The organism is Cereibacter johrii, from assembly GCF_001720585.1.
Classification (GTDB): Bacteria; Pseudomonadota; Alphaproteobacteria; order Rhodobacterales; family Rhodobacteraceae; genus Cereibacter_A; species Cereibacter_A johrii.
The window spans coordinates 1-13374 of sequence record NZ_MABH01000134.1 but is presented as its reverse complement, the minus strand read 5'-3'; the positions used below and the strand labels follow the sequence as shown (position 1 = coordinate 13374).

Here is a 13374-nt window from a genome sequence, read left to right as displayed (position 1 = left end):
GACCTGACGCCATGGGGATCGTGTGCTAGCGAGAACGTGAGGGCGACCTTCCGGTTCCTCCTCTCGCCTTGCAAGCCACAGCTGCAGTCCCGGACGGCGCTGCCAGGTGCCGATGCCCGAGGACACACGTTCTGCCCGACATGCGCGGACAGGCCATTGTTACCAGGGCAAGAACCACGTGCTTATCCGTCCCACCCCCGAGCGGTTCGTCGCGTTCCGTCAGACCGGCATGGCAGTGACGCTGGACGAACACGGCCAACCTCCCTGTCGAGGCCACGGAGCAGTCCGAGCACGTGGCGCAACGTGATCCGCCTGGTGGGGCTCCTGCCGATATCGCGGATCTGCCAACCAGTTGCAGGACTTTGCGCCTTCCCGTGCGAAGCGGCTTTCGCTCCGAAATCCAGCGGCTTCCATCGTGAGAACTTTGAGGGTGCTTCTGCTCGTCGGCGGAGTTGGAAGCGACCTGCTGCTCTAGGCTTGCGCTGCGGCTTGTGTCGGCACATCGATGCGGGGGCCGGAGAATAAGCTCAAAGCTGGAGGATCTTGACATTGAAATCCGACATCGAGCGCATGCCAACGGGAATTCCGGGGCTGGATGTTGTTCTGAATGGGGGCCTGCTCCGAGGGGCTGCCTACATAGTTCAGGGCCCGCCGGGAGCCGGCAAGACAATCCTCTCCAACCAGATCTGCTTCAAGCACACCAGAAATGGCGGAACGGCGCTGTATGTCAGCCTGCTGGCCGAGTCGCACGACCACATGATCCACTACATGAAGCAGATGGGTTTTTACGCGGACGACAGCGTGCCGCGGCTTTTGACCTACCTCTCTGCCTACGTCACCCTGGAAAAGGAGGGCCTTCGCGGCGTCATCCGTCTTCTGGGTCAGGAAGCACGGCGAAACGGCGCTTCTCTCGTGATCCTCGACGGCCTCTTCGTCATCCACGACGTGGCCGGCAGCGAGCACGAATTCCGGACCTTCGTTCATGAACTCCAGGGACAGGCCGCCCTTCTGGGCATGACCCTCGTGATTCTGACCAACCAGCAGCGTGAGCCCTCCTCACCGGAATTCACGATGGTGGACGGCTGGATCGAGCTGCGCGACGTGAGCCAGGGCCTCCGGTCCGTACGCTCGCTCAGCGTGCACAAACAGCGCGGCGGCAACTTCGTCCGGGGAGAGCATCTCTTCCGGATCACGGATGACGGGATCAAGGTCTTTCCGCGCCTGGAGGCGCGTGGGACGAGCGTGGAGGATGAGGACGAGCAGACGGGTCGGGTGGCATCAGGCATCGCTGGGCTCGATACCATGCTCCACGGCGGGTATCCGGCGGCCTCGGCCACCCTGGTGCTCGGACCGACCGGCTCGGGCAAGACGACGCTCGGGCTGCAATTCCTCTCGAAATGTACGTCACAGGAGCCGGGTGTCCTGCTCGGCTTCTACGAGCGGCCGAAGCGTCTGCAGATTAAGGGGAAATCGATCGGCCTCGACATGCCTGGACTGGTCGCGTCGGGTGCTGTCACCCTCATGTGGCACAGCCCGGCCGAAAACCTCGTGGACGAACTTGCCTACGAGTTGATCGAATGCGTCGAGAGGACCGGAGCTCGTCGCGTGGTGGTGGACGGGCTGGCGATCTTTCGCGATTCGCTTCTGCATCCGCAGCGCCTGCAGTCTTTCGTCAACGCTCTCAATCAGCGGCTTCGCGCCCGGGGCGTAGCCGTGCTCTGGACGTTGGAGAGCAAGGAACTCTTCCTGCCGGAGGAGCTGCAATCGGACGAGCTGTCCGCGGTGGCGGACAATGTGATCCTTCTCCACTACGCGCTGCGAAAGGGTGTCCTGCGGCGCAACCTCTCCATCCTGAAGATCCGGGACAGCGACTTCGACCCCATCTCGGAGGAGTTCTTCATCGACGGGACAGGCGTCCAGTTCGGCGACAAGGATCTTGGCTTGCTCCGGCCCGAGGGTGCCCCGGCCGATCCTGCTGAAGGAGGCACGCATACGGCACTTGCACGGCGGACCGGCAAGAAGAGGCACTGATCGATGGCGCGCATCCTGCTGGTCGAGGACGAGGTTCTCATATCGATGTCTACGAGCATGCTCCTGGAGGATGAGGGGCATATGGTCGACATCGCATACGACGGCGCGCGCGGGCTGGAGATAGCCCTGTCTTCGCCGCCCGACCTGATCATCACGGACTACATGATGCCGCGGATGAACGGGCTTGCCATGATTGCGGAACTGCGCGCCCGAGGCCAAGGCGTGCCGATCATCCTGGCCACGTCGGTCCCGGAGAGTCAGCTGCCCGAGACCTACCCCGGCGGGCACGATCTGCACCTCGACAAGCCCTACCGCGTGACCCAGATCCTGGACATGATCTCCAGATTGATCGATTGATCCGGGGCTGCCTCGCCCCGTTCCGCGCACAGTTCGCGCCGCACGACCACGTGCAGCCTCCGTTGGATGTTAGCGGGCATATTGGTGAAACCGCGACGCGGCACGCCTAGGTGTTTGATCCCATGGTTTGATGGTGAGATCCTTCCTGGCAGCCTGCAACTTTGCCCGCCGGCTGAAGACACTCGGCGGCCTCACGCCCTGCGAATACATCTGCAAAATCTGGACATCAGACCCGGATCGATTCATCCTTGATCCAATCTGCCATATGCCGGGACTGAACACCTAGGCCGGAAGACCTCAGAGCGACCGCGGATCGCTCCTCGGAGATGCTACCCCGAGGTTCGGGTTCGCCATCTTCCAGAAGCGGGCGCCGGACAGAGCGCAGTCCCACGGGGGCTCCGCACTCTTCAGTGTCCCGCGGATCTTCCTCTGCAGCACTCCCACGTTGCAGCACCCCTCCTGCTGGAGCGTGTCGCTGCCGCACCGGGCCTCTCCTGACGGACCAGGCTGCCCGTCAGCGATCGCCCGACGCAGGGCCCTGGAAGCCCGGCGGCGGCACGGCGTCCTCGGCGTCGGGATCGCGTCCCTGAACCCGGTCGAGCTTGCGCATGATGGGAGTGACCGACAACCCGTGCATGAAGATCGACAGGAGCACAACCAGCCCTACGATCGCCCAGAGCCGCGGCGCGAGCGACGCATCCTCGATATGGTTCAGGCCGTAGGCGAGATAGTAGAACGAGCCAATGCCGCGGATGCCGAAGAACGAGATCGTCAGCCGTTCATGCCACGACGAATGGGATCCCGCGAGGGCGATGAGGCCGGTCAGCGGCCGGATCACCAGAAGGATGAGGACAGCCGCGACGACATCGGCCAGCTGGAGCGGCGCGAGAAGACCATGCATCAGCGCGCCTCCGAACAGCAGCAGCAGCACCATCATCGAGATCCGCTCGATCTGCTCGGTCAGGTCATGCATCGACTTGTGGAATTCGTGGCTGTGGCTGGCCCGCCGGAAGGTCAATGCCGTCACGAAGACCGAGAGGAAGCCGTAGCAGTGCATCGTCTCTGTCACCCCGTAGGAGACGAAGGTCGCCGACAGCGCGATGAGCCCGTCGCCGGTTTTGACAAGCTTGGTCTCCGCCGGGATTCGGAACGTGATCCATCCGAACAGCCTGCCGATCAGGTATCCGACAAGAATGCCCGCGCCGATCTCCCATAGTACGTTGTGGGCCAGCCATTCGCCCAGCCAGGGCTCTCCCGTCATCGCAGAAGCCGCGAGCGCGATGGCCAGATGCACGAAGGGAAAGGCGGCACCGTCGTTGACTCCGGCCTCGGAGGTCAGGGCGAAGCGCACCTCGTCTTCTTCGCCGGTCTTGGGCGGACCGACCTGCACATCCGAGGCGAGCACCGGATCCGTGGGCGCCAAGGCCGCGCCCAGCAGCAGCGCAATCGCCCAAGGCAAAGCCAACCAAGTGCCGGCGAGCAGCGCGATCAGGGCGATGCCCAGCGGCAAAGTCAGGAAGATCAGCCGCCAGGTGGTCATCCAGGAGCGGAAGCCGAAGGCCCTGTCGATCTTCAGCCCCGCCCCCATCAGGGCGATGATGACCACGAACTCGGCGAAACGCTCGGTGAACTCGGGATGGTCGAGCGGTGACGGCGCGAAGTCGAACCAGGGCATCGCCCCCAGGATCACGCCGAGCCCGATGCAGACGATCGGCAGCGACAGGGGAAGCCGACGCAGCGCCAGCGGCAGCCACGCGACGAGCGCGATCAGCACGCCGAAGCTCATGAGCACGAGGATGTAGGGATCCGGCGCCTCGGTCAGTTTTTCGAACATGCTGAAACTCTCGGCGCCGCGCCGGGCGACTTCAATGGAGGGGAAGGTGTGGGGAGGACGGGTCAGACTGCCGCGCCGGTTCAACCTCGATATCCGCCGTTGGTTCCTGCGCTCCTTTGCCGTATGTGTCGCGTGATCCTGACGCGGCATCCAGTCTAACCTGTCTGGCAGGGCCGGCGGGCTTTTCGCGCTTCCTGTTCGGGCTTTCAATGGTCCCGCATAGGCTGTCTAGGGATCATCAGGCAGCGAGGGTCTTCTTGACCAACTCCGGGGCCGCCTAGATCAGCCGCGCGATCCCCGCTGCATCGGCGATCGGACTGGGAGCGCCGAGGTGGCGGTCCTCGTGTCTGATCTGTGCCACGCGGAGCGGGGGCTCCCGGCCGACTCGCGTCTGTCGAGGACCAACTGGAGCAGATCGGGGTTCGGGTCGATCCACGCCCCCGCGTGAGGGGCGACCAGGCTCGCCGTTGCGGGCAACAGCGCGGTTGAGGCGCGGAAGGCCTGCGACAGGTCTACAGAGATCGAGCCGCAGCCCATGCAGACCGTGCCCTACTCCCGGAACTCGACGGCCAAGGACCCGCAGGTCTTGTTGGAAAAGCTCCCCAAGGCGGTCTCCATCTTCTTCTCGCCAAAGCGGTCCCGCATCCAGAAGGCCATGACCATGATGTTCCTGCCCTCCTCGTCCACTTCAAGCACGCGCGTCTCGAGGTGCTCGAAGCTGTCAGGGTTGCGCAGCCGGGCCTTGACCGCGCTCACGAACTCCGGGTGCGATCCGTCCTGGGGGTTCAGGCAGTGCGGGGCAAAACGGCGTTCTGCGGCCTCTTTCGCCTCCGCCTTCTCCCGCTCGGCCTCCGCGGCCTCTGCCTGCTCCCGCTCTGCCGCGATCCGCTCTGGATCCTCGGAGGCGGTGGCAGTCTCGGCCTGCGCGCGCTTCTGCTTCCACGCCTGTGGGTCGGTGATGCCGGCGGCCGCAGCGGCCTGCCGGTCTGACCAGTTCTCGAAACCGGCCGCCTGCGCATCGCGCTCGACCTTGAAAAGAGCGGCGGCGGCGATCAGGGCAATCGTGGCCGCGAAGATGCCGATGAGCGCGACATTGCCGCCGAACCTGCGCTTGGTCTTCAGAAAGGCGAGGGCGGAGATGCCGACAACGAGCGTCACGCCAAACGCCATCATGATCGGACTGAAGACCGGCTCCATACGCACCTCACCGCACCTGCACCGCCCCGTTGTAGCACGCGAACGAGCCGTCCCGTTGTGTCGAGGCGTCGCGCTCCTCCCATGCCGGGCCGACACGGATCTGGCGGCACGGAGGGAAGCGGGAGGGCAGGGGGCATGACGCGATCCGTATTCCGTCAGGTCGATCTGACCCGCGCGATCCGCGCGGCGAAGAATGCCGGCATGGATGTCGGGGCCTGCGAGATCATGCCGGACGGGCGCATCGTGATCCGCGAGAGCACGAAGGCACCGCCGGTCGACGACGCATTCGGAGCATGGAAGGCAAAACGTGAAGGTCGAGTTGAAGGGCGTTCATAAGGTCCGCCGCAAGCTGGCGAGCGGCAAGATCGCCGTCTACCACTATGCGTGGCGCGGCGGCCCGAGGATCGACGCGGCCCCCGGAAGCCCCGAGTTCGTGGCGGCCTACAACGCCGCCCACGCGACGCGGGACCGGCCCGTGCATCACGACGGCACGCTGCAAGCGCTGATCACGGCCTACCAGAAGACGCCGGCCTTCACCGATCTCGCCGAGGCGACCTGGAAGGGTTACGTTCGCCATATCCGCCAGATCGAGGCGGACTTCGGCGACATGCCGGTGCAGGCTCTGGCCGATCCGCGCGTCCGGGGCGAGTTCCTCGACTGGCGCGACCGGCTGGCGCAGAAGAGCAAGCGCAGCGCCGACTATGCCTTCAGCGTCCTCGCCCGGATCCTGTCCTGGGCGCACGACCGGCGAAAGATCCCGGTGAACCCCTGCGAGAAGCCCGGCCGGCTCTATGCCGGCTCACGCGCCGACGCGATCTGGACCGAGGCGCAGATCGCGGCCTTCCTCGCCGCGGCGCCGGGGCCGGTGCGCCTGCCGTTCCTGCTGGCGATCTGGACCGGGCAGCGTCAGGTCGACATCCTCCAGCTCACCTGGACGGCCTACGATGGGAAGGCGATTCGGCTGCGCCAGAGCAAGACGGGCCGGCACATGCTGATCCCGGTGGCTCAGCCGTTGCGCGAGGCGATTGAGGGGGCGAGGGGGCGGCGGAGGACCCTGACCATCTGCGAGACCTCGCGTGGCCAGCCCTGGACCAGCGACGGCTTCAAGACGAGCTTCGGCAAGGCGCAGGCCTCGGCCGGCATCGAGGGCGTGACGTTTCACGATCTTCGGGGGACGGCCGTCACCTTCCTCGCCCTCGCCGGCTGCAGCGTCCCCGAGATCGCGGCGCTCACCGGGCACAGCCTGAAAGATGCCGAGGGGATCCTGTCGAAGCACTATCTCGGGCGGGATCGGCGCCTCGGGGAATCCGCCGTGGCGAAGCTCGAAAAGCACGGAGTCGGAACGCCCGCTGTAAAACGCGCTGTAAAACGGCGCGGGCCCGAGGGCGGCGATTCTGTCTAAGTGCTTGGAAACCGATGGTGGCGAGGGGGCGCCATGAGCAAGGCCCCCATTTGGTCGCGACCTTGCGATTATGAGCCAGGTCAATCAATGCAGCGGTGCTCCACGATTCGGCCGACTGCGCTTTAGCAGGATCAATGAGTTAGGAGCGGGGTGATCGATGCCGACCGCGGCCGTGCGGCCCTTGGCCGCTGGCTGGGGCAGGTTGGCTTATAGGCCGATCGAGACCGCTTTTCGCATCGGCTTAGTGCTCGGCTAGCATCTTCAGACTTGAGGCATGCCGCCACCGAGCAGGCGCTCGGGTGGTAACCCCGGCGGGACCTGTGAAAGCGCTGATTTTGCTTAGGAATTTCTGTAAATGGGTCTTCCCTAGGCCAGTAAGAAATCAATGACCTAAAGGGCCGGCTGTAAAACGTCGAAACTGGCTCCAGAGGCGCTGCGGCTGTTCCCTGTACGCGCGTTCGCGACGTATGCCGGTCATTCACATCGACCATATTCGCTGTACTGCCGAATGGATCGAGCGGTCGCGAGGGGGGAAACACGCCTGTGCCAGTCCTCTTCCGACTGCGAAGCGCGAACGAGGTGAGGATGTTCTTGGCGGGCGTTGCGGAGAGCTAAGGTATGCCCTCGTCCTGAACCGAGCGGCCGCTCGCGCTGAGGCGGAGGCGGCTTGGGCCCAGCCCCTCTCAGACTCGCGAACTTAGCCCCAAGCTGCCTTGCATGCCGAGCGCGCGGCCGCGTTCGCAATGGGCGGTGAGCGGACACGCGCCTCCGCTGCTTGGCGGACGCAGCATGCCATAGAAGCGGACTTTCCAAACAATAGACTGCGGCACGCTCGCTGGCAGTTACGCAGCACAGTCAAAGCTGACTGATGCCGGTGTGGAGAAACTCCAAGAGAACATGGAGGCGGTCGGTCGTGGTAGGTGACGATACTCGATGAAAAGCGCAGCAGCGGACGACGATCCAGCTGGAGTACTTCCGACGCAGAAGCCACCGCACCAGTTAGGGCCCCGCTAACGCCTGCAGCCAGCGAGCATGTTCCATGAAGTAACGGGCCAAGGGGCAGGCTAAGAGGCTCAGGGTTAGCCGCCTCATCAGGGCGGCTAACCACCGCATGGTGCCTTGCTTGCTGACAGGGGAACAGTATGATCGTCGTACCTAGCCATAAGAGGTAAGTCCATTGGAAGAAGTTCAGCTGAGAAACTTCTCTGTCTCCGAGCTTTTTGGTGAATACAACTACGAAATCCCGATAAACCTCGAAAAGAGGGTTACGGCGATCATAGCGCCTAATGGCTCGGGGAAGACCCTATGCCTTCGTCTAATTGCAGCGTTCTTTTCCCGAAAGTGGACCCTGATGCTTGGCGTGCAGTTCACCAAGCTGACATACACGTTCTCAGACGAATGTAAAATTACAATATCCAAGCGCCATACAGATAATGCCGAACCGGCCCGGGCGGAGAATAGAAAGTCACTCGAGATTCGCCTGCACGATGCATCGGGAAAGGTAAAAGCAAAGTGGATCCCGAAGGTGATCACAGATAGAAGGCAGGCGTCGATCGAAAGATACTTGCCGTTTCTAAGTCGAGTTGGTGACGCGCGGTGGCGGCATGATCGCACCGGTGATATCTATGACCTCCAAGAGGCAGTAGAAGCCTTTGGGGATAGCTTGCCGGAGAGCATAAGGACGGGTCTTTGGGGTGATATCCATCCTGACATTCTTGCATATTCAAAAGCGATAGATTGTCGGCTTATCGAGACGCAGAGACTGCTGGTTATATCGGACGAGATCGAAGAGCGATACTATAAGCCGCGTCATGAGCAGCGCTCCAAACTTGCAATCAATGAGAAGGCTAAGTCTCTTAAGAACATTATATCATCTGAAATAAACTCTTATGCCGCATTTTCTCAGACGCTAGATAGATCATTCCCGAGGCGGGTGATTTTGGAGGGGGGGCAGAGCAATCACGTTGATTTAACATCGAAGCTTATAGAGTTGGATGCAAAGCGCAAAGAGCTTATGTCGGCAGGAATTCTCAATAGTGAGGTGGATGACCCAGTTGCCCTGCCAACCGGCACGCTCGATCCGGCGGTCGCGAGGGTCTTGCAGATGTATGCCGTGGATACACAGAAGAAGCTAGAAACACTTGATCCGCTTCTCTCTCGAATTAATCTATTCAAAAAGCTGATATCGCAAAGATTCTCGACGAAGACGGTTTCGGTAGACAGAGATCACGGCATTTTTGTAAAGGCGCAATCCGGAGAAATTCCAGTTGATAAGTTGTCTTCCGGCGAGCAGCATCAGCTTGTTTTGTTCTTTGAGCTTCTTTTTGAGATACAGAAGAACTCGCTCATACTTATAGATGAACCTGAGTTGTCTCTTCACGTGGCATGGCAGAAGAAGTTTGTCGCAGATCTAATAAATATTATTGAGCTGAATTCCTTCGACGTGGTTCTGGCGACGCACTCGCCTCAGCTAATTAGTCACTGGGAAGACATCGTCGTTGAGCTGGGAGACGTTTTCGGCGTGGGAGATCGTTCCGAGTGATTTCGATTACTGCCTTCATGGACGAGCGCGACATTGCTCAAGAAGTAATAATGGAGAGAATGGTTCACAAAGGGGCAACCTTGCTTCTGGAGGGTAAAACAGACATAAAAAGGTTTAAAAATTTCATTGATGAAAGTGCTTGCTCATTGGTCAACTGCCAGTCGGTCAGAAAAGCAGAGGGGGCAATAAAAATCCTAATCCAACGGGGCGCCAAGGGGGTGCTTGCTATACTGGATCGAGACTTTAGAAGCGTCTTGGGCTTGCAGGAAAAAAATGTAAATATTGTCAGATCCTTTGGGCATGACCTAGATTCAGATTGGCTTCATACTGGTGCAACAGTACGATATCTCGATGAGGTTGCGGATGAAGCCAAAGTTGCTGCGCTGGGGGGGGCTAACCAAATTCTGAACATGATCCATACAGCTCTGCGTCCGATATCAACCGCCCGGCTTCTCGGCGTAAAGCGCGTTTTTCAATTCCGAACCTCTGGGGTGGATGTATCTGAGTTTTTTGACAGTGGGAGGGATTTATTGCGTGACTACCTAAATTCCCTAACTGCAAATGGTTCCGTCGACGCCTCGAGGCACGATTGGATGGAAATAGAAATTTGCAAGGAGATGGAGACGCCGAAGCCTGACCTGCAAATGACGAATGGTCACGACTTATGCTGCGCACTTGGAAAGATGCTGATGGCAGAGATTGGTTCACGTAAAAGGCCTCAGACGTGGGGAAGTGAGATAGAGTCTCACATAAGGATGAGCTTCGACGACAGGGACTTTCGATCACTGGCCATATATTCAAAAGTTCTGGAGTGGGAGGGGAATAATGCCGGCTATAGAGTTTTGGACAAGAGGTTGAGCTGATCGCCTTTTGAAGGATGAGCTGCCGTGGCGCTATCCTTAGGCTGACGAACACGCATGGCGATAAGACAAGATGCTCCAGGGAATGAGTCTGGAGCTGGAGCACGTGGCCGAAAGGCGCGGCCGGTTGCCGCGCCCCGGGCGGACGGGATGCTCAGCGCTCGGCGATCTCGAGGAGCTTAGAGCGGACAAGCGCGTCGAGCGTCTCAACCGAGGGGGACAGGCGCTTCAGTGCCACGGGCACTGAGGCGCGGACGTAAGAGGAGACAAACTCGGTCGCGACCTCGCGAGGCAGACCACGCGCCACGGCGACCCGTGCAGCGGTCATGATCGCGGAGTGCAGCGCCTCCCGGTGCCGCGCCTCGATCTGGATCCCGGTCCAGCGCTGGAAGCGGACGGTCGCGAACCCGATCAGCGCAGTCAGCGCCACGCCCGCGAGTTCGAGGAGGCTTGGCGTCAGCGCGGTCAGAAGATCGCTGCCTGTCGAGGCGGCGGCGGGCGCGGCGAGTGTGACAAAGATAGCGGACGAGATCAGCAAAGCGGCCACCCGGGCGAGTGCAGCGACCAGCGGCCAGCCGACGAGCAGGATGAAGGCGAGCGAGCAGGGGGCGAGGGCGAGGACGATGATCGAGGACATGGGCTCTCTCCTTCAGAGGCGGGCGAACTGGAAGTGCATCCAGTCGCGGTTGCAGGCGCGGCCGAGGCTCGTGGCGCCGGCGGCTTCGACGATGGTCCAGAAGGGCTCATAGGCGGGCGCGGCGAAGCTCGCCCGGTCGCGGCCCCAGCGGAGCGGGTTGCGCTCGGGGTCGAGGTCGACCGCGATCCCCCAGGAGTGCATGGAGAGGGCCGAGCCGCCGCGCATGGGCCGGTGGTTGAAGCAGCCGCCGAAGAGGTGCAGCCGCAGCCGCTCGAACTGGGCGGCGCCGTAGTGGGCGACCGCCTCGCGGAAGATCCGCGTCATCGGCGCCGCGACCAGCCTGTGGCAGCGAAAGCTCGTGATGCTCGTGTCGAGATCCCAGGCGAGGCGGAACGGGATCGGCAGATCGACGATCCCGGCGGTGCAGTCGGGACCGCCCGCGACGCCATAGAAGGTCGCGACCGACTCCTGCCGCGGATAGGCGCCCTGGGCATCGGCCACAGCATGGCCCGGCAGCGGCAGCCGGTCGACGGCGGTCCGCACCGGCCCCGAGGCCCAGGCGGTCAGCGCCTCGTGGGTGTTGGGCCCGAGGAGCCCGTCGATCCGGCCCGGCGCATGGCCGAGCCGCGCCAGCACCGCCGGATGCGCCACCACGGCCTGCTCGCGAGCTTCCTCGGCCTCGTGCTGGCCCCGACCCTCGCCTCCGGCCTCTATCTCTTCGCCATCGCCGAGGACCAATATACCTCGACCGTGGGCTTCTCGGTCCGCACCGAGGATATGGGCTCGGCGCTCGACCTTCTGGGCGGGCTGAGCAGCTTCGGCCTCACCGGCGGCGGCTCGGCCTCGGATTCCGACATCCTCTACCAGTTCATCCAGAGCCAGGAGCTGGTGCAGCGGATCAACGAGCGGATCGACCTGCGCGCGATCTATTCGAAGCCCGGCTTCGATCCGGTCTTCAGCTTCGACCCCGACGGCGGGATCGAGGATCTGGTGGATTACTGGCAGGGCATGGTGCGGGTCAGCTACGACAGCACCACCGGGCTGATCGAGCTGCGCGTCCATGCCTTCACGCCCGAGGACGCGCAGGCGGTGGCCCAGGCGATCCTCGACGAATCCACCCGGACGATCAACGACCTGTCGGCCATCGCCCGGGCCGATGCCACGCGCTATGCGCGCGAGGAGCTCGACAATGCGGTCGAGCGGCTGCGCGTGCAGCGGGTGGCCATGACCGAGTTCCGCTCGCGCACCCAGATCGTCGATCCCTCGGCCGACATCCAGGCCCAGATGGGCCTTTTGAACACGCTCCAGCAGCAGCTCGCGGCGGCCAGCATCGATCTCAACCTGCTGCGCCAGACCACCCAGCCGAGCGACCCGCGCATTGCCCAGAACGAGCGGCGCATCGGGGTGATCGAGGAGCTGATCCAGCGCGAGCGCGAGAAGTTCGGCCTGGGCGGCGGCACCGGCACCGGAGCCAGCAACTATTCCACCATGATCGCCGAATTCGAGCGGCTGACCGTCGATCTCGAGTTCGCCGAGAAGGCCTATATCGCGGCGCTCACCAACCACGATGCGGCCATCGCCGAGGCGCAGCGGATGAGCCGCTATCTCGCGACCTATGTCCGGCCGACCCTCGCCGAGCGGTCGCTCTATCCGCAGCGCGGCCTGCTCACGCTGATGATCGGCGGGTTCGCTCTCATGCTCTGGGCGATCGGGATGCTGATCTATTACAGCGTGCGCGACCGGCGCTGAGCGCGAAGGGCCGCCCATGATCGAGCTGCGCAACGTCTCGAAGAGCTACGTCCTGAACGGGACGCGCAAGGTGGTGGCGCGCGACCTGAACTTCACCTTCCCCACGGGCGAGAGCGTGGGGCTTCTGGGGCGCAACGGGGCGGGCAAGTCGAGCCTCCTGCGGATGCTTGCGGGCACCATGCTGCCCGACACGGGCGAGATCCTCTCGAGCGGCACGATCTCCTGGCCGGTGGGCTTCTCGGGCAGCTTCCACCCCGAGCTCACCGGAGCGCAGAACGTGCGTTTCGTGGCCCGCCTCTACGGCGTCGATACCGAGGCGATGATCGCCTTCGTGCGCGACTTCGCCGAGATCGGCCAGCATTTCCACCTGCCGGTGCGCAGCTATTCCTCGGGGATGCGCTCGCGGCTGGCCTTCGGCATCTCGATGGCGGTGCCCTTCGACACCTATCTCATCGACGAGGTGACGGCGGTGGGGGATGCGGCCTTCAGCGCCAAGAGCAATGCGATCCTGCGCGCGCGGCTGGAGGAGAGCGGGGCGGTGATCGTCTCGCACTCCATGCAGCTTCTGAAGAAGCTCTGCCGCTCGGGGGCGGTGCTCCACGACGGGCAGCTCTTCTATTACGAGCGCATCGATCAGGCGATCCGCCACCACGAGAGCATGATGCGCGGCGCCCTGCCGCCCTGGATGCGGGGCGTCGAGGGGGAGGGCGAGGGGGAAGAGGCGGGCGCCGCACCCCCCGGCCCCCGGGCCCTCGCGCGGGCCCG

At 62.8% G+C, this 13374-nt stretch carries 11 protein-coding genes and 2 pseudogenes; 9 read left to right on the top strand and 4 right to left on the bottom strand.

Annotation, left to right across the window (positions count from 1 at the left end; genetic code table 11):
* Positions 1–549: 549 nt before the first annotated feature.
* The 3 genes and pseudogenes from A9O63_RS10875 to A9O63_RS22770 all read left to right on the top strand — a co-directional run.
* Entirely contained in the window at positions 550–2031 is a 1482-nt protein-coding gene (locus A9O63_RS10875) for an RAD55 family ATPase (protein ID WP_069331951.1), read from the top strand.
* A 3-nt stretch (positions 2032–2034) separates the two neighbouring features.
* Complete coding sequence (locus A9O63_RS10870; protein WP_069331950.1) at positions 2035–2388, top strand: response regulator transcription factor; 354 nt, start codon at positions 2035–2037, stop codon at positions 2386–2388.
* A gap of 142 nt (positions 2389–2530) precedes the next feature.
* A pseudogene (locus tag A9O63_RS22770) lies at positions 2531–2674 on the top strand (IS481 family transposase); the annotation flags it as partial.
* 228 nt (positions 2675–2902) lie between these two features.
* Here A9O63_RS22770 and A9O63_RS10865 read toward each other — a convergent pair.
* Complete coding sequence (locus A9O63_RS10865; RefSeq protein ID WP_205631836.1) at positions 2903–4372, bottom strand: cation:proton antiporter; 1470 nt, start codon at positions 4370–4372, stop codon at positions 2903–2905.
* A gap of 399 nt (positions 4373–4771) precedes the next feature.
* The gene (locus A9O63_RS10860) at positions 4772–5419 is read right to left on the bottom strand and encodes a hypothetical protein (RefSeq protein WP_069331948.1); all 648 of its coding nucleotides are present in this window, start codon (positions 5417–5419) and stop codon (positions 4772–4774) included.
* A 135-nt stretch (positions 5420–5554) separates the two neighbouring features.
* Between A9O63_RS10860 and A9O63_RS22030 the strand changes: the two genes are divergently transcribed.
* The 4 genes from A9O63_RS22030 to A9O63_RS22765 all read left to right on the top strand — a co-directional run bounded on the left by A9O63_RS22030 (position 5555) and on the right by A9O63_RS22765 (position 10226).
* Positions 5555–5755, top strand: coding sequence for a hypothetical protein (locus A9O63_RS22030; protein WP_023004235.1), 201 nt, complete (start codon positions 5555–5557; stop codon positions 5753–5755).
* The gene (locus A9O63_RS10855; RefSeq protein WP_084295789.1) at positions 5727–6821 is read left to right on the top strand and encodes a tyrosine-type recombinase/integrase; all 1095 of its coding nucleotides are present in this window, start codon (positions 5727–5729) and stop codon (positions 6819–6821) included. The genes A9O63_RS22030 and A9O63_RS10855 overlap by 29 nt, the downstream gene beginning before the upstream one ends.
* Positions 6822–7998: 1177 nt before the next feature.
* Entirely contained in the window at positions 7999–9363 is a 1365-nt protein-coding gene (locus A9O63_RS10850) for an AAA family ATPase (RefSeq protein ID WP_069331947.1), read from the top strand.
* Complete coding sequence (locus tag A9O63_RS22765) at positions 9360–10226, top strand: hypothetical protein (RefSeq protein ID WP_141703074.1); 867 nt, start codon at positions 9360–9362, stop codon at positions 10224–10226. The genes A9O63_RS10850 and A9O63_RS22765 overlap by 4 nt, the downstream gene beginning before the upstream one ends.
* Before the next feature lie 151 nt (positions 10227–10377).
* Here A9O63_RS22765 and A9O63_RS10845 read toward each other — a convergent pair whose 3' ends face one another.
* Entirely contained in the window at positions 10378–10860 is a 483-nt protein-coding gene (locus A9O63_RS10845; protein ID WP_069331946.1) for a hypothetical protein, read from the bottom strand.
* 12 nt (positions 10861–10872) lie between these two features.
* Positions 10873–11508 (bottom strand): annotated as a pseudogene (locus A9O63_RS23645) (M15 family metallopeptidase); the annotation flags it as partial.
* Here A9O63_RS23645 and A9O63_RS10835 point away from each other — a divergent pair.
* Positions 11476–12609 carry a sugar transporter gene (locus tag A9O63_RS10835; protein WP_069331945.1) on the top strand — a complete coding sequence of 378 codons (1134 nt, stop codon included), beginning with the start codon at positions 11476–11478 and terminating at the stop codon, positions 12607–12609. The pseudogene A9O63_RS23645 and the gene A9O63_RS10835 sit on opposite strands and share 33 nt — an antisense overlap.
* Before the next feature lie 16 nt (positions 12610–12625).
* Positions 12626–13374: ABC transporter ATP-binding protein (locus A9O63_RS10830; protein WP_069331944.1), on the top strand; the 749-nt coding region annotated here is incomplete at its 3' end.